Consider the following 21,272-nt stretch of genomic DNA (forward strand, 5'->3'; position numbering starts at 1 on the left):
ATGAACTGGCACGTATTAAGAACTGGAACGTATTAGCTATGAACGTGAATCAGCTCGATTAAGTCGTTCAATTCCTGCTTGGCTTTTCCCTCTAACGAGTAACCAATATTGATGCGTAAGCAATTGCTGTAAAGGTCGAGAGTGCTGAACAGGTGTCCAAGCCTAATATCAATGTTGTGGTCGGCAACTGCCTGAGCAAAGCTTGATTGGTTCAAATTTGGTATTTGTAGCCAAAGTACCATGCCACCTTGCGGGTTACTTATCTTTACTCCTTGAGGAAGGTGCTGAGCCAAATAACTTAGGTATTGCTGGCGCAAAGAGAGAAGCTGAGTACACCTTCTTCTAACGTGTTTTGCGTATTGACCAGATTCGATAAAGTCAGCAACTGCAAGCTGAGTGGGTAGGGCGACGCCATAGCTTGCAGCAGAAAACTGAGCCTTGTATTCGTTAATGAACCTCCCTGGTAAGCACCATCCTAATCGGTAACTCGGTGACAAGCTTTTCGATATTGAACCACACCATAGTACATAGCCGCCTTTGTCGTAGTATTTCGCGGGGAGTGGAGTGTGTGAGGAATAAGAAAGTTCCAGATACACATCATCTTCAATGATCGGTACTTGATAGTGATTCGCTAATTCAGCAAGCTTTTTTTTTTGACTAGCCGACATGTTGATCCCTTGAGGGTTCATATGAGAGGTACAAAAAATCGCGGCATCGACTTGTCTATTCTTCAAATGCGCTTCCAATTGTTGCAAGTCGATACCGTCATCCAGAGATGGGATCTCGATGATTTGTCGCGACATCTTTCCGAGCAACTCCAGAATGCCGTTGAAACAAGGTGAACTAATCGCGATGGTGTCGCCTTCTTTGGTGCACGATTCAAGTGCAGCCTTAATCGCAGACATACAGCCTGCCGTAATCACCATCTCTTCAGGTGAAAAGTGCACATCGAGCTTGGCAAAGTGAGTGGATAATGCCTGACGTAACATTGGCTCACCTTGTGTATCTGGGTAATGGTTTAGCCTGCTGCTCATACGCCGAATAGCGCGGCGAAAACTGCGTTCCAGTTCAACAATCGACTGTTCATCATTGGCGGTGCTAGACACCCCTAAAGATCCATTGATTGAGTTGTGAGTCGATGAGGTTAGCTTGACGCTCGACACTTTACTTTCAAACTGTGCCCACTCTGGGGTTGAACGAGCAGGTTTATGAGGAGAAACAAAATACCCTGCTTGCGGTCGAGAGTGTATCCAGCCTTGTGATTCCAGTTCTTGGTAGCAGCTCACCACGGTCGACATGCTGATGGCTTGTTGTTTAGCTAATTGACGCAGCGAAGGCATGCGTCCACCTTCGGGTCTTTTCCCCGTTTCAATCTCATCAATAAACTGATTGGCTAGCTTTCTGTAGATGCTCATGGTCACGACCGTTGTTAACTGTACTGGTTTTTATTGTGAAAATTGTATCTGTACTGGTTTTGTTGATCAAGGGATACTCATTCAAAACAAAGGAGGGGTCAGTATGAAAAGAAATGATTTGTTGTTAGCGGTGTTCGTGATGGCAATTTGGGGATTCAATTTCTCGATGATCAAAATGGGTGTAACCAATGTTCATCCGTTGTTGGCAACCGCCGCGCGTTTCTCGCTAGCGGTGATTCCGGTGATATTTTTTGTAGCAAGACCGAATGTCGCGTGGCGTTATTTAGTGAGTTATGGCTTTGTGTTTGGTGTGGGCATCTGGGGCATGGCTTCATGGTCAATCACCGCTGGGCTCTCATCGGGGCTTTCGTCGGTGTTGCTTTCAACCAATGTGCTAATTGGTATGGCGGTTGGCGTGTGGGTTTTCAAAGAAAGTGCGTCGGTTCGCAAGTTAATGGGTGCGATGTTAGCGATGTGCGCGTTGGCGGTGCTGGTTTCTGCAGCAACGGGCAATGTCACTGTTAATGGCGTGATTCTTATTATGATCGCAGCGTGTAGTTGGACGTTAATGGGCGTGATTGTTAAAGCGTCTAAAACCACTCAGGCTTTTGCGTTTAACGTGTGGGGCATGCTATTTGCGCCAGTTCCATTAGTGTTGTTTGCGGTGATGCTGCACGGTGACCAAATTATTTGGCAGGCGATAGAACAATGGGATTGGAACGCAACGATTGCTGTGTTGTTTCAGGCTTACCCAACCACGCTATTCGGTTACTGGGTGTGGAATAAACTGTTAATTCAATATCCGTTAAGCACGACAGCGCCGTTAACCTTGCTAGTACCTATCTTCGCATTGATCAGTGGTTACTTTATGTATGACGAGGTGCTATCAGTCGCTCAAGTTGTGGCATCTGTACTGTTTCTAGTCGGTATAGGTTTGATAGTGAAGCCTGCTAAGACAACCGTAAGACCTCTTAGGGAAATAAAGACGATTGATTGAGCATTTTCTCAAAACACAGCAGAATAGCATTGTCGAAAGGATTGACTAATTCGAATTAAATTCTGAAATGATACAAATATCATATTTAATAATGGTTACTTAGTAACCTCTGTTGAGTTTGATATCAAATCAAGTGGCTGATTTTATTGGGTATAGGATAGAGGTCTCAAAAATTATCTTTTAGAACACTAAAGTTTTAAATTCTTATTATGTTGGATTTTTCAGGATATAATATCACATCGTACCTGTTGGTTAGGTGTTTTTTAGCTATATATGTGACTTTACAAGGGAGTTATCTTCCTGATTTGAAAGAATAATTAAATTGATGAGATAAAAAAGTTGGCGAAAATCAGAAGCTTGGCATACACTTTCCTTGTAAATGACCTTATCTCATTGATTGAATAGGGTAAATGCTTTGGCGCTACTGAAGATGGTAGCAATGTATAACATAGCTTTGAGGAAAGTTTTATGGCACTCACTAAAGCCGATTTGGCTGAGAACCTGTTTGAAACACTCGGATACAGCAAGCGGGATGCCAAGGAAACGGTTGAAGTGTTTTTCGAAGAAGTTCGTAAGGCACTTGAAAATGGCGAACAGGTAAAACTGTCTGGTTTTGGTAACTTTGATCTTCGTGAGAAAAACGAGCGACCTGGTCGTAACCCGAAAACTGGTGAAGACATTCCAATTTCTGCTCGACGTGTTGTTACTTTTAGACCGGGACAAAAACTGAAGGCCCGAGTCGAAAATATTAAAATCGAGAAGTAGCCAAGCAATAGACCACGCCTAGCGTGGTCTTTTTGTATCTACGTCTTATGCATCATTTGCTGACTGTCTTGTCACTAGTTTCTCTTAGTGGTATCACCTGACTCTCTTTTCTTAGCTACCCTTCTCGTTAATCACCCTTCTCGTTAACTACTAATAGTGACATCCCTATATTTTGCTTTCTGATAGTAATGAACTAATGAACTAATGAACTAATGAACTAATGAACTAATGAACTAATGAAAGCAACGCGAGAACACTAATAAAAAGAAAGGGCTGCGATTATGCAGCCCTTTGTCGTTCTTGTTTATGGTAAGCGTTTATGTCTGTGGTTATGCCGCTTTAATGTGCGTGGTAATGTACGGTTGCCATGCTTGTTGGTAAAGCTCTAAAGATTGGCGTCTTAGGCTATTGATTTGTGCCGCTTCGATATCGTTGATTGGGCGATGTTCTGCAATTGCGTGACGCTCAATGCCTTGGATGATTTCGTAGAGTTCGTGCTCAGGGCCACTTTTCACATCAGCAATCGCTTTCAAGTGAAGTTGAACCTCTGCAATGATGTTGGTTTTAGGTAAACGAACCAACAAGTTAAGGTCACGGTAGCCAGAATCGGCTGGTGACTTAAACTTGTTTTTCAGCTTAACAACGTCTGCTTCACGGCTTAGCGCTTCGTAAACTTCAACCAAGCTTTCTACATCGTTCGCGATGATAGTTGCACGGGCTAAGTCGGTAATTTTTGTTACATCACCATCAAGCTCAAGGGCGATTTTTTCTTCTGCACGAGCTTGAGATTTAACGCCAGCAAATAGCGCTTCAGAATTGGTGAGTAGGGCAGTACTTTTACAGATAGTTTCTAGTTCAGCTTGGCCTTGATGCGCTTTGCTGTACAGAATATCGAAGTCGGTGTAAGGCTGAGTCGGGCGTGAGTCGAAGGCTTTGATGCCGTAAAGGCCGCTCAAACTATGACGGAATACGTTTGATGAAACTTGGTTTTGCGCAGGAGTGCGCGTTTGATCAGTCGAACTTGTTGAAACAGGTGCTGCTGCGAATGCAGGCGCTCGGCTCAATACCAATAGCATTAGGGCCGTCGTACGGAGAAATACACTCATTCAAACTCCAAAATACAAGGTTACAAAAACGGGTAGTTAAAAGGGGTAACCAGTAACGCACAAGAGTAAAAACAGCTTAACTAAACTCACTACATATTAAATGGGGCTAGCTAAGACAGAAACCAACTCTAACGTTTAATATTGCTTTAAAATGTGAAGATATAGACAAATAATCCAACCGTTAGTTCCGCAATTATTAGAACTTTGAACTTAGCCAGTTTCTGATTTCATCGAAACCAATTTGGTACTTTAAACCAAGCTAAGGTTGCTCTTACCTCTCTATACTGTACCCTTGCATTATGACTGTTTAACATGAACGAAAGATGAATAATCCTGAATTTTGGCACAATAAATGGGCAGCCAACCAAATTGGTTTCCACCTCGAAGATGTAAACCCACTTCTGATTAAATTTTGGGGAAAGACTGAGCCTAGCTACGAGAAGAGTGTGTTTGTTCCACTTTGTGGCAAAAGTGAAGATCTGATTTGGCTAGCTTCAAAGCATGAAGATGTTCAAGGTGTCGAGTTAAGTCAGATTGCGGTTCGCGCATTTTTTGCAGAGCACCTTTACACCCCGACTGTGACTCAAATCAGTGGTCAGCACGAGCTGTATCAATTCGATGAACTGAACATCTACACGGGCGATTACTTCTCAGCGCCAATCCAGCCTGTCGATACCATTTACGATCGCGCGTCTTTAGTCGCATTGCCTGAAGAGATGCGAATGCAGTATGTAGAGCGTTTGAAACAACGACTGAAACCGGGTGGTAAGATCCTTCTAGTGACTCTGGATTACGACCAAAGCGAGATGGCAGGGCCTCCGTTTAGCGTACCTAAACTAGAGATTGGTCAGTTGTTCGGGGGATACAAAATCACATTGTTGAATCAAGATATTGCAGACGATGAACATCCGAAGATTGCCAAAAAAGGCTTGTCTCGATTCAGTGAAGAAGTGTACTTGATTGAGTCAGACGCTTAAGCGCAGTGAGCTCTCTAGCGAAAAGACCGCTTCAATAAAAAAGATAACACCAACAAAAAGACGGGCTCGATAGCCCGTCTTTTTTGTTGTTCAGATTTGAAGTCGTGATTGTTCAGAATTTGAATAGCTGGTTAGTAAATTACTTTTACTTTAGAAGCACTCTCAATTGCATCTTCAATCGCAGTCTCAGTGCTGTTGCGACGAGTAAGCGCCACACCTAGACGACGGCGACCATCGATATCAGGTTTACCAAACAAGCGAACTTGCGTTTGTGGTGCGTCTAGCGCCTCTGTAAGACCTTCAAAACGAATGTTGGTTGAAGTGCCTTGGCCCAGAATAACCGCTGATGCACATGGACCGTATTGCGTGATGGATTTGATCGGCATACCGGTAAACGCGCGTACGTGCAGTGCGAATTCCGATGAGTCTTGAGACATAAGAGTCACTAAGCCAGTATCGTGTGGGCGAGGGGATACTTCGTTGAAGATAACGTGATCGCCTTTGACAAACAGCTCTACGCCGAAGATACCGTGACCACCTAATGCGTTAACCACTTGTTCAGCGGTGTATTGCGCTGTTTTGAGTGCGTTGTCTGACATGACTTGTGGCTGCCATGATTCACGGTAATCACCATCTTCTTGGCGGTGACCGATAGGCGCACAGAAGTGAACACCGTCGACTGCGCGAACGGTAAGTAGCGTAATTTCGTAATCAAAGTCGATGAAGCCTTCAACGATCACACGACCTGCGCCAGTACGGCCGCCTTCTTGTGCGTAGTCCCAAGACTTTTGAATGTCTTCTTCTGTTTTGATTACGCTTTGGCCTTTACCTGAAGAGCTCATTACTGGCTTAACAACGCAAGGCATGCCCACGAATTCAACAGCGGCAGCGAAGTCTTCAAAGGTGTCTGCAAAGCGGTAAGGAGAAGTGCTCAGTTTTAGCTCTTCTGCAGCTAGGCGACGGATACCTTCGCGGTTCATCGTTAGCTTAGTCGCATTTGCAGTGGGAACGACATTTAAGCCTTGCGCTTCCAGCTCTACCAACTTGCTGGTGGCAATAGCTTCAATTTCAGGAACCACATAATCTGGTTTTTCAAGTTCAATGACTGCTTGCAGTGCATCGCCGTCTAACATGTCTAATACATGACTACGATGTGCAACTTGCATTGCGGGTGCGTCTGCGTAACGGTCACATGCAATAACTTCCAAGCCTAAACGTTGGCACTCGATAGCAACTTCTTTGCCGAGTTCACCTGAACCTAATAGAAGTACACGAGTAGCATTTTCACGAGTAGCAGTACCAAACATAGAAATTCCTTCCGATCTTTTGAGCGATTGATTGAAAACGGGGTGATCATACTTATTTCAATGATAAAAGCAAACGTTTGCGCAAGTTGTTGCGTTAATTGCAGGTATAAAAAAAGCAGCCCCGTTAAATAGGGCTGCTTATTTAAAATTTTGTTAATCAGATGTACTTAGATTGCTAAGTAAGTCACTGGAATGTCGGGATTAATCGCTTCTAATGTAGATTGCGTATCCGCTAGGTGACTGATGCTACCTTCGGCAATTTCAACCAACGCTGCACTTTCAATCTGTTCAAAATCGAAGCCAGCCAGTTTAAGTTGAATCAACGCCACTTGCAGAGGAGGTAAGCTCGGGTTGAACGCTGCGTTTTCAGCGTAAGCACCAGTGAAAACCTCACCCGACGTCAATTGCAGTGAAACACCACTTAGGTTTTTGGTGTAAGGAGCATGGCTGCGGTTTAGTGCTGCTAGCGCTTCTACAACAATAGGCGTTGTTTCTTCAGTCGTGTGTTTATGATCAAGCTTAGTCATTAGGCCAGTCGTCACACCTAAATCAGCAGGGCCGAACGAGTCTGGTAGGTACTCTTGCAGAGACATTTCATCACGTTGTGGAAGCTGAACTTTAAGTTCTTTTGCTGTGGTCAGTTCGTTCATGAATTGACGACAGTGACCACAAGGGCTGAAGTTGATGGTGATATCAGAAATACCTTGTTCGCCTTTCATCCAAGCGTGGCTGATTGCAGATTGCTCAGCGTGTACTGTTTGGCCAAGTTGAGCACCAGCGATTTCAAGGTTTGCACCAAAATACAGAGTGCCAGACAAACCACGCACGATTGCACCAACATAAAAGTCAGATAACGGAGCGTAAGAATAGGCTGCGGCAAAAGGAAGTAGCGCAATACGTAGCTCGTCATCCGCTAAACCACTTGCTTGCAGTAGGCTAGCAAATTGTTCTGGAGACAATGTCGCGTCAAAGTTGTCTGCTAATACGATGTCACTCAAAAGTGCTTTGATTGCTGTTGGAGCACTTTCCAGCGCCAGGGTAATACGACTGTTCATGTTGAATCCTTAATTGACCTTAGGCTTTAATTCTATGTAATGCTCAGGAATTTTCTGTGACATTGATCACCACTGCGTTGTTGTTGTTACATTGGTTTGCATAATTAGAGTGAGGTCACAGATGAAATCGATTGCAAGCGCAAAAACCATCGTTGATATCGCACTTATTGGCTTAAACAGGACGCGACTTGGCTGCTATTGCTGAATAAATGCGAATAAAAAGCCCAAGCAGGCACTGAAATCAACAGTATTCTGGTTGGGCTGAATCGTGTGGTGAGGTTTTAGTTAAGAATAGAACCAAACCACGAGCGAAAATATACTCGGTGCGATGATTGAGGTGATAACCCCACAAAGAACCAATGCCAACGAACTGAATGCAGCATCTTCCTGATTCTTTTCAGCACAGGTCGCAGTACCTAAAGCATGAGACACGGTACCCATGGTTAAACCTCGGGCAATAGGGCTCTTAATACCAATGAGGTTGTAGATTGGATAAGCAAAAATTGCCCCAAATAGACCAACAATCAATACCAGTATTGCCGCAATCGCTGCTTCACCACCTAAATGGCTCGATACTTCCATCGCAATTGGTGTGGTGACTGACTTACCTAATAAACTCGCAATCAAACTTAAGTTTGCTTTAAAAGCCACAGCGATCAATGCTGTCGTTGTCATCGACATCACACTGCCTAGTGTGCAAGCAAAGGTGATGATGCGCCAGTTGGCTCTGATTTGAGGTAGCTGTTCATAAAGCGGATAAGCAAGGGCAACTACCGCGGGCTGCAGCATGTAGGTAATCCAGGTGTTGTCCGCATAGTAAGTCTCAAACGGTACTTTGAAGAACGTGAGTATCGGAATGATGATACCAATGCTGATCAGCAGGGGATTACACAGTGGTGAGTTAACTTTTTGACTTACCCAGCGAGCAAACAGGAATACCACGATGGTGAGTAGAATCCACATGATCAGTTACCTCTCGAAAGCAAGCGGTCTAAGAACCATGATAAAGACACCAACACCAACAACGTGCCGCCAACGGCGCTCGCCATAATTGGCAATGCGTTTGCGATAAGCATGTCGAAGTGATCCATCAACCCTACACTGATCGGAACAAACAGTAAGATCATTAGGCGGATAATCAAGCTTGCACCGGGCTGTACCCAGTGCGAAGGAACAATACCAATCACCATGGCGGCAAACAGAATCAACATGCCAAAAATACTGCCTGGGATTGAGGTATCCAAAAAATGCTGTAACGCGTTACCTGCTGTAAGTGCACCTATGATTAAGGTGAAGGAGATTAAGCAGTAAACCAGCTGGATCAATCTTTCTTTCAAAGTGTTACGTCTCTTGATAATGGAATTAACTAGCTAACTTTTCTACGTATTGATAAACCGCCTTCAAGATAGCCATTTTCTTCTCGTCACTTTCATGTTCGTGCGCGAGGTTTTCAAGGTTGAGCATGTACTCTTCTAAACGGCACTCATAAAACTCACGACAATGGTTTGCCCATTTCAGTTGTTCAGCTTCGTCTAGCGTCCATGGGAAATGGCGAGCACGGTAACGGAACAGTAACGGTTTAATACGTTCGTCGCTGAAGGTGATATCTAAAGCTCCCAAGTTGTTCGGGTCAGTTTCGCGAATGATGTTCATCGCTGTTTTATCAGCAGGTGAAAAGAAACCGTCGTAAAGGTGGGTATCAACATCATCACTTTTTTCGTACTCGCGCTCTTGAGAGTACAGGCCAATGAGTTTTTCGCGGATCTCTGGATGTTCGCGCAGCAGTGCCAAGTTCTTCAAGCATTGTTGGCGATCGATACCGATGGTTTCGGCATTTTCAGCCGTCAGCGTTTTGGCTGGAGCAAGAATAGGGCACTTGTTCAGTTGAACCAATTTGATGGGTACGGGTAGCTCGTCTTCACTCAGTTCACTGTGTTTGGTGTAGAGTCTGTCTCTGAGTTCATCAGCGTCCAGTTCTAGTAGTGGGCTTGGGTCTTTAGCTAAATCAACCACGATAACCGCATTTTGATTAGTTGGGTGCCAAGCCATAGGCACAATCCAGCTTGTGTAGTTGCAGTCACGGCCAAACATGCCCGAAACGTGCATCAATGGTGTCATGTTTACGATATCAACTAGGTCATTTAGCTTACGCTTATGACGCATGTTGTAAAGGTAATCGAACATCTTAGGTTGTGCAGCTTTAAGCTTCTTTGCTAACTCGATGGTCGCAATAACATCGGCCATCGCATCGTGCGCGTTCTCGTGTTCAATGCCGTTTGCCACAGATAGGTGTTCCAGTTTGAAACTTGGATAACCTTCTTCGTTCTCTGGCCAAACAATGCCTTCAGGGCGCAGTGCGTGAACAGCGCGCATTACATCTAATAGATCCCAACGTGAGTTGCCGTTCTGCCAGCTCCACGCATATGGGTCAATGAAATTTCGGTAACAGGTGTAACGCGTTACTTCATCATCGAATCGGATACTGTTGTAGCCAAGGCTTGTGGTGTTTGGTTTCGCCAACTCAGCATGGATCTTAGCGATAAACTCTGGCTCAGGGAGACCTTGTGAAGCCGCTTTCTGTGGTGTGATACGGGTGATCAACGCAGCTTCAGGCGCAGGGAGGTAATCAGCAGGAGGTTGGCAATAGATAACCAGAGGCTCTCCAATAACATTGAAATCTTGGTCGGTACGAACACCCGCAAACTGACTCGGACGGTCTTTTGCTGGGCTAACGCCCCACGTTTCGTAATCGAAAAAGAAGTAGGTCGGCTGATTATCTGAACTCATTGAAATTCCTGAACAGCAAGCGCAGAACGTTTACTGTGGCTGAAGGTTAGTTTTGTTCAGTATCTGATAGTATGCGGTACGCGTGCAACCCAGATCACAAATAAATTGTCGGAAAACGGTGCTTTACTATTCAATCGAGTCGGTGGGGATGTCTTTGAATCCAGTTGAGGCGGTATCTTAGTTAATACAATCTGTCTATCGTCCGTTTAATCCGATGGAGGTGAGAGTATCAATCGTACTTTCTGTTTCATGGTTAGCTCTCGGTTCTTCAAATCTTTGTATATGGCCTTCCATTCTTGAAAGGTGACCACTATCGGGTTAAAACTGTTTACTGGATTGGTGACGCCGTAACGTACGATTTCAACTTCCGGTTCGAACGTACCAAACAACTTATCCCAAATGATCAAAACACCGGCGTAGTTCTTATCTATGTATTGCGGGTTTTTGCCGTGATGCACACGGTGGTGTGATGGGGTGTTAAAGATGTATTCAAGTGGCCCTAAGCTTCGTATCCATTGTGTATGGACGAAGAACTGCAAACCTAGATTGAGAAGCACCACAAAGACGACCCATTTAGGGTCGAAACCTATGATGACCAACGGTACCCAGAATAGCCACATCCCAGCAAGTGGGTACATTAAGCTTTGACGGAAAGCCGTACTGAAGTTCATCTGTTCTGAGCTGTGGTGCGCGACGTGTGCTGCCCACATCCAGCGAACACGATGGCTTGCTCTATGGAACCAGTAATAGCAAAAGTCTTGTAACACCATCAATACAACAAAACTCAGCACGCCCATTTCAACGTCCATTAAGCGCCAACCAAACAGCCAAAGATACAGCTGCACGACCAATAACCCGGTGAGTAAATCGGAGAGTTGATGCATTCCCGCCAGCGTGAAGTTACACATTACTTCTGAAAGTTTATAGCTCGAGTTATCAGGCAGTCGACCTTGCTTCTGACCGATAAAATACTCAGCCAACATGCACACCACGAACAAGGGCGCTAATACCAGCAGTAGCCATTCTGGGTGATTGATTAATGCGTCGATATTCATGTTTTATCCTTGTTGAGACGCCATACGCGTTCTTAGTATCAAGTTTACTTAGACTTGCTCGCCTGAGATTCAATCAGCAGAATTACGTTACCAGCGAGCAAAGTGATCTTCTGTTAGGCCAAGAACACCATCGAGCTGATGTGTCACTCCCTTGTTGTCTTCAATCGAGCCAGAAAAGTGACCAATGAACTGACGAAAGTTACTCTTTAACAGCCATAAATTGAGCTTTTCGTTGCGGTTATTTAAGGGCGTAAAGGTCAGGTTTATACGTCCATCTTGTGATGTTATCTGCCAAGGTAAATTCGTGTCTTGGCGACTGAACGTAAACTGTACCGGGTTAAGTAAGTGTCTGGTTCCATTGACCCATAACACGTTTTCGCAGCCTCCGGTTTCATTCACGCCCGCCGCGAGGTTTAAGCCAATATCTGTGCCATTGGATTGCGTGTTGATACTTGCCCAGCGCCAACTGGTTTCACGTCTCATGTAACCCGCTGAAAAGTCATAACCAGCACGAGCTTGTTCGAGAACGAGTGATTCTCCCTTGATTTGGATGCCACCGCTGATGCGCAAAGCATTGTGCTTTTGGGTGTAAGTCCAACCTGAATAACCCGTTGGGCTGCACATCGCCAAGGGCAAGCTGTCGGCTTTAGGCTCTAAAGCGATATCGGCCTTGATGAGTTTGGTATTCAAGCGAACTCGCCATTGTCCGCCTTCGATATTAAAAGCAATGCTTTGGCCTGCAATGCTTGTCTTTCCTTCAAATGGTGAAGGCGTTACTTGTTTATCAAACTCCAGTGGTCGTAACCATGAACACTCTTCAAGTTTGTTGCTCTCTATATCGTACACATAACAAAATGCCGATCCTAAGTAGCGAATATCCGCGATAGCGACACCAACAACGTGTGTGTCGGTGGTGATGCTGACAAACTGGAATTGCTTAAAGTGGAAGTGCTTCTGCCAAGAGTTTGCTTTTGCATCCATCGAGTTTCGGTAGTCAAAGTTCTCGATGTTCAGGTGCTTTGGGATGCCATCGAAATGTCCAATGATCGGCTGACCATTAGAATCAATCAAACTGTGTGGGGCTGGGTTCGTTTTTATCATTGCGATGGTTCACATTAATTTAACAATTAAAGCCATTGTGCGATGAGTAGCGTAGAATTGGGAGGTCATATTCGGACAAGAGCGCGTTGCCAATCACGATTTTGTTAGTAGTGTTGTTGAAGCTGAGTAGTCATGTTGATGGGAATGGGCTCGATATAAGGAGAGACTATTGAAGATTATCGCGGAGTATAAGCCAACCGGACATCGGCATCAGTTGGGGGCATTAGATATCGCGCTGCTGTTGAATACGTTAGAGCAACGAGGTATCGATATTGAAAGGTTACTCAATGATGTCGGTTTGCCGAACATGGATTGGCGAGACCCGAATGGAAAGCTGACTTACGCTGATAAACTTGCGTTATTTAGCGTGGCGAATCAGAGCTTTCCTCACGATGGCTTAGGGCTTTGGCTGGGGGAACACGCTAGCTTGAGCCACTTTGGTGTGTTGGGTTATGCGCTATCGACCAGTCAAAATGTCGGGGAGGCCATCAAGTCGGGCTTTAAATATCTGCGTCTGAACGGTCCTATCTTCTCGGTTAAATTGTTTCTAGATTCCGAGCAAGCAGTGATTCAGATTGAGAACACCTTGGAAGTGGGTGATCTCCTGCCTTTCTGCAGTGAATATTTCTTAAGTTCAATCGTCTCTTTGTTCAAAGAACTGACTGGTCATGAGTTGGATATTCATACTTTGGCTTTGCCTTATGCTCGCCCTAATTACACCAAGCTTTATGACGAGCGTTTCCAGTGCCCGGTGATTTTTGAGCAAAGCCATTGTGAACTGCGTTTTGATGCCTCGGTTTTATCACAAACCTTATTGACTCATGATGCCGCGACACTGAAGCGCTATCTTGCGTCTTGCCAGTCGATAGTCGAAACGCTGGACTCTGAGCACCTGCTGACTAACCAGATCAAAACGATCTTTTATCAAACCGCAGGCAGTTTCCCGAATATAGAACAACTCGCGGATGAGTTTGGTTGTAGCTCTCGTACACTCAGGCGAGAGCTAGTGACCCATGATTCCAGTTATCAAATATTGCTTACCGAAGTTCGAGTGGAACTGGCCAAAGAGCTGTTACTCGGCACAACCATGAGTATCGATGACATAGGTGAAAGGCTCGGTTATAGCGACCCAGCTAATTTCAGGAGGGCGTTTAAAGGGTGGCTCAATAAGACGCCCGCGCAGTTTCGTGACGGTTTAAGTTAAAGCGTTACTTGCTAAAAAACTGTTCCCTGAAATCGGATACTTGCTGCTGATAATAACTGTCCCAATCGTGTTGAGTCCAAGTGCCATAACTTGAGGTTCGCTGATAGTCTAAGGTCGCTTTGAGCTGATCCAGTTGCTCGTGATAACTCATCACGGTTTGTTGCTGTTGCGCGACTTGCTGTTCTCGCGCGGCAATGTTGCTAGCCTTCGCTTCATCTAAGTAGGCATCTTGAAGGTCGGCTTTGACTGATACTATCTCAGCAGGGCTATAGCTGCTGGGTATCAAAGAGACTGCCAATTCATATTTTTGAAGCTGTGTTTCGGCGTTTAACGTGTCCGTATTGTTTTGCCATTCACTAAGCAAATCTTGATAGTTGGCCAAAAACTGGCTCGCTTCGTTTTCTTTAAGGGTGTTTGCATCGAGCGTAAAATCTAGATGCGCAAACTGGTCTGCGAATAGCTGGTGGGCCAACTCGCCCCATATTTGCTGTGCAGACTGCTTGAATAAGGCAACACGATCTTCAAGAGTCTCTATGGATTCAAGTGGGATGGTACTTTGGGCTAATTGCCAGTCGACTGATAACTGCGGATAGTCGCTCAGTAACTCAAACCATATGCTCGGCAATTCTGATTTCAATCGTGCGAGTTGCTCAGTGCAGTCATCGCGTTGTTGGCAAAGCGCCCAGAACCCATCGAGTTCATCGAATAGAGCTTTACCTTCAAGTTCGCTTAAGTTTTCAGCATTCGTTTCCCCGCCCGATGATTCAGCTTCGGCTTGTTTATTCTGTGATGCTGCATTTCCCGAACTGGCGGTTGCAGTTGGTGTGAAATTATCTTCAGCAGTTGTCGCAGAAACACGTGGCTTAGGTCCTGTGTGTTGAGCAGAAGATAGCGGTGTTTCAGTGGATTTTGATGACCACGAATAGCCAACAATGCTCGCCGTTAAGACGAGCACTAGGATTAATATAACTCGATGCATTATGGATTCACCGAGTTACTTGATGACAGCGCTAACAGGGAAGTGGTCTGAAAGGTTGTAGTGCTTCCATAACTCACTGCTTGTTGATCTTGGGACATACACGCGATTGTCATTATGAGCTTTGGCGGCATATTCCGAGCTCACTACCACATAATCGAGATACTCAACGTTCTCGCCACCCGACATAGGTTCACCCGCAAAGTTGTTGATGCGTGGGTCAAAGGTAGAAGCGGTGTAACCTGAATATTGTGGCTCTTCAGCTTGCAGGCTAGCGAACATCTGTTGGTAGTCGTCTGGGAACTTCAGCTTGTTCACGTTGAAGTCACCGCTGTACACCACAGTTTCTGATGCGGGGATATTCAGAGACTGCGCCAGTGCACGCATCTGCTTGAATTGACGTTGTCGGTAATCACGAGCGGTATCGGTATCGAATGATGCCGTGTGGGTGCCGAATACATGGTAAGCCTGACCATTCTTGATAACTTCTGCGTAGTTAACGCCTTTATCAGCAAAGCAATCTGTGCCTGTGCAATCCGGGAAAACATACTGAGCTTCGTTAACGATAGGGTAGCGGCTGACAATGATTACGCCGCCGTCATAGATGTTAATCCCGTCTTTATCGAGCATTTTGGTTTGATAAGGATACTCTTTTGCAAGTTCACGCAAGAATTCATCTCTGCCGTTGGCAAACACCTCTTGAAGCGCCAACACGTCGTAGCCTTTTACGTATTGAGGGAGAAGATCGTAGCGGTCACCAATATGCGAAGCGATGGCAGGCAGCGCCCAGATGTTGTAAGTCATGACTTTCAGTGTATTGGCATCCGGCTCTGGCTGCTCATCCACTTTTGGTGGGGTGATGGTGTAATAAATATCATCATAGCGCGCCGTAGAATCGGCTTTGAGGGCTAGCTCTGCATTGACCCCGAATGCATCGGTCGTGCTGCGATGAATATTACGATCGTCATGCAATGTTAGATTGACGTCTGCGGCGCTTAAACCATGTTGCAGTGTCGAGTTATACCAATGTCCCTTCATGGTTTGGTTGAGCGTGACACTCTCACCCACAGCGTTTGATACCACAGTGTCAAACTCATAGGTCTTCCCAGATTTCACACCAGTCCAGCGATTGAAACTGATCAGCTTCTTCGTCTCCCAAGGGCCAATCTGTTCAACATGCTGTTGCCACTCATCACCGAATTGAAGCTGGTCGGTACCCGTGTGATTGGTTTGAATCGTCATTACTTGGCTAGTGTTATTGGTCAGGTACACATCGGTATCTGCAATAGCCGAGGTTGAAATGAATGAAGCTGATGCAAGTATTGCACTCAGGCAAGTCCATTGAGTTTTCATTTTCACGTTATCCTTACTGATTGGTTTAAAGAATAACGTAGTAAAGAGTTGTGACATTGGAGTTATAACTCTATGGGAATTATCCAAATATTAGATATATGCCATGGTTTTATAAATTAGATTACTCATTGAAAATTAACATATTGCTTTGCCTGAATGATAAGTGATACGCGCGCACGCTAAAAAATAGAGGAACGATTTGGGTTTGAGGGTAAGTCACTATTGGTTGTTTTCGTGGAAATCATAGGTCGGTAAATAACCAGAAATGGATGCTGTGAATCACGATAAGGGAAAACGCTAACCGCCTTGCTCTATCAGCATAAATTTTGCCATTGTTCAGTAAACAGATTCCTCAAAAACAGGTATGATAGTGTCGTTTTTAATCCTGAACTGGGAAAGTCATGGCAAAGTTAACACTCCAAGAGCAGATGCTTAAAGCTGGCTTGGTAAATGAGAAAAAATTAAAGAAGGCGAAGAAAGGCTCTAAAAAGTCTCGCGTTCAGTCTCGTGAAGCAAAAGCGGCAGCAGAAGAAACTAAACTGGCGCAGCAAGCGAAAGACAAAGAGTTAAACCAACAGTTGAAAGAACAGCAGTTGAGCAAAGAAATTAAAGCTCAAGTGAAGCAACTGATTGAGATGAACAAGATCGAACAGAAGAACGGTGAGATCAAATACAACTTCACCGACGGTACGCTAGTTAAATACCTTTACGTAGAAGAGCTGACTCAAAAGCAACTAAGTAAAGGCATTCTAAGTATTGCGCGCCAAGGCGAAAGCTATGTTGTTATCCCAACAGCAGTAGCAAACAAGATCGCGATGCGTGACGAAGAATCTATCGTTGATACGCAAGCTTCAAGCTCAGATGAAGTAGACGAAGATGACCCGTACAAAGACTTCGTGATCCCAGATGATCTAATGTGGTAATTGCCCGTTAGTACTGAGTAGAAGCACGAATTAAAAATGCAGCTGACAATCCTTCGATTGTGGCTGCATTTTTTGTTTATGAGCTGTGAATCTTCTAGATACTAAATGACCACTAGCCAAATAGCCAAATAGCCAAATAGCTAAATAACTAACTAGTTAGATCATGGTTGAAGCGATCAGGCGTCACCGGGCTTCTCACGTTTGCTGTTCCAACCCATAAAGTTGTAAAGGTTGTAACGAGCAAAACCCAATTGTTCATGCAATGCAAAGTCTGTAACTGCGAAGTTGTACCATAATGGTAACCATGAAATTTGAGCAGCCATGTAGTCGGCTCGTACTGGGACGACGTTTAATCCAAAATGATTAAAGTAGAGTTCACTACGACGAATATGTAGGCCTGATGAAACAAGAACAATGTTGTCGAACTGGTGATGCTTCATTAGGTCACTGGTGAGCTGCGCGTTTTTCCAAGTGTTGACGCTATTCGATTCTTGAATGATATCGGCTAGTGGAACGCCGAGTCTAAGCAACTGCTGTTGATAAACTTCCGCTTCGGTTACACCATTATTTTGTGCATCTCCACCACTAACGATTACTTTACATATCGTTTGAGCCTTCGCACAGTTTTTATATTGGCTTGCCGTTTCATTGATACGACCGAACGAGAAAAAGGTCGGCTCAAATTCTTGTGTACTTGCGATGAGCTGAGTACCTGCACCAAGCAAGACAATGGCATTGTGAGAGGTCCACTGAATGTCAGGTTTGCGCTCATAATTGGCTTGCAGGTCGTTTAGTAGATAGCGAGGGATTAAACCCGAACCAATCAATATAAATAAAGAGATAAGAAGAAGTTTGATAAAACTAGAGGTTTTCCGCCACTGAAATAAACGTGTAACGCCAACGAATACTAGAAGAAGTAATAATATAATAAAGCTCATGAGGATCCTGTTATCGAACGGGTGCCAGAATGATGTGACATATTGAAGCGGTGCATCATATATCAGTTTGGCTGATGTTTCATGGCTAACTTATTGTACTATTGAACAAATATAGAGTTTTGCGTTATAGACTGTGGATGATCGTAAAGTAATAAACAAAACTAATAAGCAATAAAAAACCGACGCATGTGCATCGGTTTTTGTTTAACGAGACTCAAGTTATTGGATCAATCGAACCCATTAAGCGTTCGCTTGTTCCAAATCTTGCTGCTTGTCCTTTTTAGCCAATAGGCGGCTTGTAATTGTACCAGCTGTCATTGCACCAGATACGTTAAGCGCAGTACGTGCCATATCGATAAGTGGCTCGATAGAGATAAGCAGTGCTGCGATAGTCACAGGAAGACCCATCGCGGGTAGTACGATAAGTGCAGCGAAAGTTGCACCGCCACCAACGCCGGCAATACCAAATGAGCTCACTGTGATAATAGCAATCAGAGACAGAATGAAGTTAATGTCCATTGGGTCGATACCAACCGTAGGCGCAACCATAACTGCAAGCATTGCAGGGTAAATACCCGCACAACCATTTTGACCAATTGTTGCACCGAAAGACGCAGACAGGTTAGCAATCGCTGGTGGTACGTTTAACTTAGTGATTTGAGCTTCAACGTTCAGGGGAATAGTTGCTGCAGAGCTACGAGACGTGAAAGCGAACGTCAGTACTGGCCAGATCTTTTGGAAGTACTCTTTCGGGTTGACACCAACAAAAGAAACCAACACACCGTGAACGACGAACATCAGGATAATAGCGACGTAAGAAGCAACGATGAAGCCCAATAGGCTTAGGATGTCAGAAGCACTTGACGTTGCGACTACCTTCGCCATTAATGCTGCGATGCCGTATGGCGTTAGTGCCATGATCATCTTAACTAAGCGCATAACGATAGATTGAGCCGCTTCAACGAACGTACGGATTGGAGATTCTAATTCTTCTTTCTCTGCCATCACCTTACGAGCAGCAATACCCGTTAGCACGCCAAAGATAACTACCGCGATGATAGAAGTAGAGCGAGCCCCTGTTAGGTCTGCAAATGGGTTAGTCGGAATAAAGCTAACCAGCATTTGTGGAATAGTTAGATCTGAAACGCTGCCGATGCGGCTTTCTAGTGTTGCGATACGTGCTGTTTCACGAGCGCCTTCAGTTAAACCTTCAGCCGACAAGCCGAATGCTTGTGTTACAACAATACCAACAATCGCAGAAATTGCCGTTGTTGCTAGCAACACAGAAATGGTGATGCCGGAAATCTTACCTAGTGAGCCGCCTTTCTCAAGCTTCACTACTGCCGCAATCATTGAAACTAACACTAATGGCATGATGACCATTTTTAGTAGGCCAACGTAACCACGACCCACAATGTTTACCCAGTCGAGCGTCTCTTTGATAATAGGATTGCCTTCACCAAATAGCAGTTGAAGACCAAGGCCAAAAGCACTACCGAAAACTAAACCGAGTAAAACGAGGCGAGAAAGTGTGTTTTCTTTTTTCTGCTGTCCGTAGAGAAAAAAGAGGATACCAGTGAATACCGCTAAGGCAGCGATAGCTGAAAATGACATTGTTTTTCCTTATGAATAACCATGAATCGATAGGGCGCTTAGATATATGGGCGCAAATACTGTTAGCTAAAATAGCGATCTGTAACAAAACGTAAAATAAGGAAAAGTAATTGATTAGAACGATTAGTAATATCCACCCAATGAGTTGGATGGGTATTCAACATTGTGGTGAATAGGTAGGCATTTTAACGATATTTAGCTAATAAATTAAGCATGTCAGTCGAAGTGTAAATTTCTAGACTTTGAAAATTATTTTCGAACAATCGGAATAATATTGCTTTCGCTACATCTTCCGATTGGATAGGGCGTAGGTTTTTGAATTTTCCAAACATTAACGGAGATATTAAAGGGAAGACTCTTTGTAGGAGTTTTTCATCAGTTCTGGGTTCGGCACGTTCACCCACCAGCGGGCCTGGACGAGCGATGAAGAGCTGCTTGAAGCCAATACGTTTTAGGTTTTGCTCCATTTGTCCCTTACAGCGCAGGTAGTGTGAATAGGAGTCTGGCGAAGCGCCATAGCTAGAAACGACTGCGACACGTTGAACTCCAAGGAATTTCATCGACTGTGCCACTTGGCTAACCAGTTCTACATCGATCTTTCGCAGCGCTTCTTTTGAACCTGCTTTTTTCTTGGTTGTGCCTAAGCAGATAATGCCTAAGTTGGGCGTCGCTTTGGTGTCGTCCCAACTCGTTACTTGTAGATCGTTGTGGATGAGTGTATCGAGTTTGTTGGAGTGAAATTCTTCACCTAATGCTCTTCGTGACAAAGCATAGATGTGTTCGACAGCGGGCTCGTTAATGAGCAGTCTCAGGACATGATGGCCAATTAGCCCTGACGCACCAGCTATAACAACCGATGTTTTATCTCCATAAATACTCATTATATTCCTTACTCGCTCTACAAGTGCTTGTTTAATATAAACAGTGTTTGAATTTTAAGCGAACAAAAGTTTCATGAATGAGCGTTAGGAAGATGGGGTTTGATGATGGGCTTTTAGACGGAAGGTATATGCTTAGCTAGGTAAACCTCAATTAAGGTGTTAAAGATAACAAAGCCCGCTGGGCGACGGGCTTGTTATTTGCTTTGCTACTTTGTTGTCTTATTGCTTCGATACCTATTAGGTGAAGGAGAGTGGGATTTTCCTTACCTTTTTACTGGTTTTCTTACTCGATTTATTTGGTTTTCTTTTACTTGAGTTTGGAATCATTCCACCTCCTAAATCATTGTTTGGTTTTGTCTTTCAATCGATTGTTTTCTTTTAAAGCAACTGCGATGTGGGTATTCACAGTATGGGCACTCATCAATGGAGAGATTAACAAGTACTTTAGATAAAGCATAAACGATGCCAAAATGTAAGTTATTGATAAATCTATTATCAATATTGTAGGTGTTTCGGGTTCGTCAATTTGACTGTCAATTTGAGAAAATACCGGTGTGATCTGTTTAAATTAAGAACACTCTCTACCGTTTCTGTTGATTAAGCATAGATACAGCATTGCTTAACACGTAAACTGAGTCGTAATTCATATAGACCAAGGACGTGCTATGAACCTCAAGCTTGATACTCTTGCTCCCACTCAGATTTATCACCTGATGACACAAACCGTTGTGCCTCGCCCGATAGCGTGGGCATTGACGGAATCTTCCGACCAAGAGTACAACCTAGCGCCTTTCTCTTACTTCACGCCTGTTTCCAGC

The 21,272-nt window shown here is 44.4% G+C and carries 19 protein-coding genes and 1 pseudogene; 6 read left to right on the plus strand and 14 right to left on the minus strand.

All coding sequences use genetic code 11. The features are described from left to right. Window positions 1-32 precede the first annotated feature (32 nt). The gene (locus tag AB4232_RS10430; protein ID WP_372087065.1) at window positions 33-1,415 is read right to left on the minus strand and encodes a PLP-dependent aminotransferase family protein; all 1,383 of its coding nucleotides are present in this window, start codon (window positions 1,413-1,415) and stop codon (window positions 33-35) included. Window positions 1,416-1,518: 103 nt separating this feature from the next. On the opposite strand from AB4232_RS10430, the gene AB4232_RS10435 reads away from it, so the two are divergent. Beyond that, window positions 1,519-2,412 carry an EamA family transporter gene (locus tag AB4232_RS10435; protein WP_009846953.1) on the plus strand — a complete coding sequence of 298 codons (894 nt, stop codon included), beginning with the start codon at window positions 1,519-1,521 and terminating at the stop codon, window positions 2,410-2,412. A 468-nt stretch (window positions 2,413-2,880) separates the two neighbouring features. Then, on the plus strand, window positions 2,881-3,177 hold the full coding sequence (gene ihfA / locus AB4232_RS10440; RefSeq protein ID WP_004734853.1) for an integration host factor subunit alpha: 297 nt from the start codon (window positions 2,881-2,883) through the stop codon (window positions 3,175-3,177). A gap of 329 nt (window positions 3,178-3,506) precedes the next feature. Here the strand turns inward: ihfA and AB4232_RS10445 are convergent, their stop codons facing one another. Further along, complete coding sequence (locus AB4232_RS10445; protein ID WP_017059130.1) at window positions 3,507-4,283, minus strand: RelA/SpoT domain-containing protein; 777 nt, start codon at window positions 4,281-4,283, stop codon at window positions 3,507-3,509. Window positions 4,284-4,606: 323 nt separating this feature from the next. Here AB4232_RS10445 and AB4232_RS10450 point away from each other — a divergent pair, with 323 nt between their 5' ends. Further along, window positions 4,607-5,260 (plus strand): thiopurine S-methyltransferase, encoded by a 654-nt coding sequence (locus tag AB4232_RS10450; protein ID WP_372087066.1) that lies wholly within the window; start codon window positions 4,607-4,609, stop codon window positions 5,258-5,260. Between the two features lie 131 nt (window positions 5,261-5,391). Here AB4232_RS10450 and purT read toward each other — a convergent pair whose 3' ends face one another. The 7 genes from purT to AB4232_RS10485 all read right to left on the minus strand — a co-directional run bounded on the left by purT (window position 5,392) and on the right by AB4232_RS10485 (window position 12,565). Beyond that, window positions 5,392-6,567, minus strand: coding sequence for a formate-dependent phosphoribosylglycinamide formyltransferase (gene purT, locus AB4232_RS10455; RefSeq protein WP_017077980.1), 1,176 nt, complete (start codon window positions 6,565-6,567; stop codon window positions 5,392-5,394). 167 nt (window positions 6,568-6,734) lie between these two features. Then, complete coding sequence (gene cdd, locus AB4232_RS10460; RefSeq protein ID WP_017086319.1) at window positions 6,735-7,622, minus strand: cytidine deaminase; 888 nt, start codon at window positions 7,620-7,622, stop codon at window positions 6,735-6,737. Window positions 7,623-7,907: 285 nt separating this feature from the next. Further along, on the minus strand, window positions 7,908-8,585 hold the full coding sequence (locus tag AB4232_RS10465; protein ID WP_372087067.1) for an LrgB family protein: 678 nt from the start codon (window positions 8,583-8,585) through the stop codon (window positions 7,908-7,910). A gap of 2 nt (window positions 8,586-8,587) precedes the next feature. Then, on the minus strand, window positions 8,588-8,959 hold the full coding sequence (locus AB4232_RS10470) for a CidA/LrgA family protein (protein WP_004734867.1): 372 nt from the start codon (window positions 8,957-8,959) through the stop codon (window positions 8,588-8,590). Window positions 8,960-8,984: 25 nt separating this feature from the next. Then, window positions 8,985-10,409 (minus strand): exodeoxyribonuclease I, encoded by a 1,425-nt coding sequence (gene sbcB, locus AB4232_RS10475; RefSeq protein WP_372087068.1) that lies wholly within the window; start codon window positions 10,407-10,409, stop codon window positions 8,985-8,987. 206 nt (window positions 10,410-10,615) lie between these two features. Further along, window positions 10,616-11,464, minus strand: a complete 849-nt coding sequence (locus AB4232_RS10480) for a sterol desaturase family protein (protein ID WP_372087069.1) — start codon at window positions 11,462-11,464, stop codon at window positions 10,616-10,618. Window positions 11,465-11,551: 87 nt separating this feature from the next. After that, window positions 11,552-12,565 carry a DUF2804 domain-containing protein gene (locus AB4232_RS10485; RefSeq protein ID WP_372087070.1) on the minus strand — a complete coding sequence of 338 codons (1,014 nt, stop codon included), beginning with the start codon at window positions 12,563-12,565 and terminating at the stop codon, window positions 11,552-11,554. Window positions 12,566-12,734: 169 nt separating this feature from the next. Between AB4232_RS10485 and AB4232_RS10490 the strand changes: the two genes are divergently transcribed. Next, on the plus strand, window positions 12,735-13,769 hold the full coding sequence (locus AB4232_RS10490; protein ID WP_372087071.1) for an AraC family transcriptional regulator: 1,035 nt from the start codon (window positions 12,735-12,737) through the stop codon (window positions 13,767-13,769). A 4-nt stretch (window positions 13,770-13,773) separates the two neighbouring features. On the opposite strand, the gene AB4232_RS10495 is transcribed toward AB4232_RS10490, so the two are convergent. Next, a complete protein-coding gene (locus AB4232_RS10495; protein ID WP_372087073.1) occupies window positions 13,774-14,724 on the minus strand; it encodes a chromosome partitioning protein ParA in 951 nt (316 codons plus the stop codon). A gap of 39 nt (window positions 14,725-14,763) precedes the next feature. Continuing rightward, window positions 14,764-16,098, minus strand: coding sequence for a sphingomyelin phosphodiesterase (locus AB4232_RS10500; RefSeq protein ID WP_372087072.1), 1,335 nt, complete (start codon window positions 16,096-16,098; stop codon window positions 14,764-14,766). Window positions 16,099-16,499: 401 nt separating this feature from the next. Here AB4232_RS10500 and AB4232_RS10505 point away from each other — a divergent pair, with 401 nt between their 5' ends. Then, window positions 16,500-17,021, plus strand: a complete 522-nt coding sequence (locus AB4232_RS10505) for a DUF2058 domain-containing protein (protein ID WP_012604134.1) — start codon at window positions 16,500-16,502, stop codon at window positions 17,019-17,021. Window positions 17,022-17,197: 176 nt separating this feature from the next. On the opposite strand, the gene AB4232_RS10510 is transcribed toward AB4232_RS10505, so the two are convergent. The 3 genes from AB4232_RS10510 to AB4232_RS10520 form a co-directional block, all read right to left on the minus strand. Next, on the minus strand, window positions 17,198-17,959 hold the full coding sequence (locus AB4232_RS10510) for a YdcF family protein (RefSeq protein WP_371708148.1): 762 nt from the start codon (window positions 17,957-17,959) through the stop codon (window positions 17,198-17,200). Window positions 17,960-18,199: 240 nt separating this feature from the next. After that, entirely contained in the window at window positions 18,200-19,573 is a 1,374-nt protein-coding gene (locus AB4232_RS10515) for an L-cystine transporter (protein ID WP_009846939.1), read from the minus strand. A gap of 185 nt (window positions 19,574-19,758) precedes the next feature. Beyond that, entirely contained in the window at window positions 19,759-20,454 is a 696-nt protein-coding gene (locus tag AB4232_RS10520; protein WP_135381760.1) for an NAD-dependent epimerase/dehydratase family protein, read from the minus strand. Between the two features lie 665 nt (window positions 20,455-21,119). On the opposite strand from AB4232_RS10520, the pseudogene AB4232_RS10525 reads away from it, so the two are divergent. Further along, a pseudogene (locus AB4232_RS10525) lies at window positions 21,120-21,272 on the plus strand (flavin reductase family protein); the annotation flags it as partial.

The sequence above is a fragment of the Vibrio sp. 10N.286.46.A8 genome, from assembly GCF_041470165.1.
Taxonomy (GTDB): Bacteria; Pseudomonadota; Gammaproteobacteria; order Enterobacterales; family Vibrionaceae; genus Vibrio; species Vibrio tasmaniensis_A.

Excerpts from the sequence above, each read along its gene's own strand:
- AB4232_RS10430 (WP_372087065.1), bottom strand. The coding sequence starts at position 1,415 with ATGAGCATCTACAGAAAGCTAGCCAATCAGTTTATTGATGAGATTGAA.
- AB4232_RS10435 (WP_009846953.1), top strand. The coding sequence starts at position 1,519 with ATGAAAAGAAATGATTTGTTGTTAGCGGTGTTCGTGATGGCAATTTGG.
- ihfA (WP_004734853.1), top strand. The coding sequence starts at position 2,881 with ATGGCACTCACTAAAGCCGATTTGGCTGAGAACCTGTTTGAAACACTC.
- AB4232_RS10445 (WP_017059130.1), bottom strand. The coding sequence starts at position 4,283 with ATGAGTGTATTTCTCCGTACGACGGCCCTAATGCTATTGGTATTGAGC.
- AB4232_RS10450 (WP_372087066.1), top strand. The coding sequence starts at position 4,607 with ATGAATAATCCTGAATTTTGGCACAATAAATGGGCAGCCAACCAAATT.
- purT (WP_017077980.1), bottom strand. The coding sequence starts at position 6,567 with ATGTTTGGTACTGCTACTCGTGAAAATGCTACTCGTGTACTTCTATTA.
- cdd (WP_017086319.1), bottom strand. The coding sequence starts at position 7,622 with ATGAACAGTCGTATTACCCTGGCGCTGGAAAGTGCTCCAACAGCAATC.
- AB4232_RS10465 (WP_372087067.1), bottom strand. The coding sequence starts at position 8,585 with ATGTGGATTCTACTCACCATCGTGGTATTCCTGTTTGCTCGCTGGGTA.
- sbcB (WP_372087068.1), bottom strand. The coding sequence starts at position 10,409 with ATGAGTTCAGATAATCAGCCGACCTACTTCTTTTTCGATTACGAAACG.
- AB4232_RS10480 (WP_372087069.1), bottom strand. The coding sequence starts at position 11,464 with ATGAATATCGACGCATTAATCAATCACCCAGAATGGCTACTGCTGGTA.
- AB4232_RS10485 (WP_372087070.1), bottom strand. The coding sequence starts at position 12,565 with ATGATAAAAACGAACCCAGCCCCACACAGTTTGATTGATTCTAATGGT.
- AB4232_RS10500 (WP_372087072.1), bottom strand. The coding sequence starts at position 16,098 with ATGAAAACTCAATGGACTTGCCTGAGTGCAATACTTGCATCAGCTTCA.
- AB4232_RS10505 (WP_012604134.1), top strand. The coding sequence starts at position 16,500 with ATGGCAAAGTTAACACTCCAAGAGCAGATGCTTAAAGCTGGCTTGGTA.
- AB4232_RS10510 (WP_371708148.1), bottom strand. The coding sequence starts at position 17,959 with ATGAGCTTTATTATATTATTACTTCTTCTAGTATTCGTTGGCGTTACA.
- AB4232_RS10515 (WP_009846939.1), bottom strand. The coding sequence starts at position 19,573 with ATGTCATTTTCAGCTATCGCTGCCTTAGCGGTATTCACTGGTATCCTC.
- AB4232_RS10520 (WP_135381760.1), bottom strand. The coding sequence starts at position 20,454 with ATGAGTATTTATGGAGATAAAACATCGGTTGTTATAGCTGGTGCGTCA.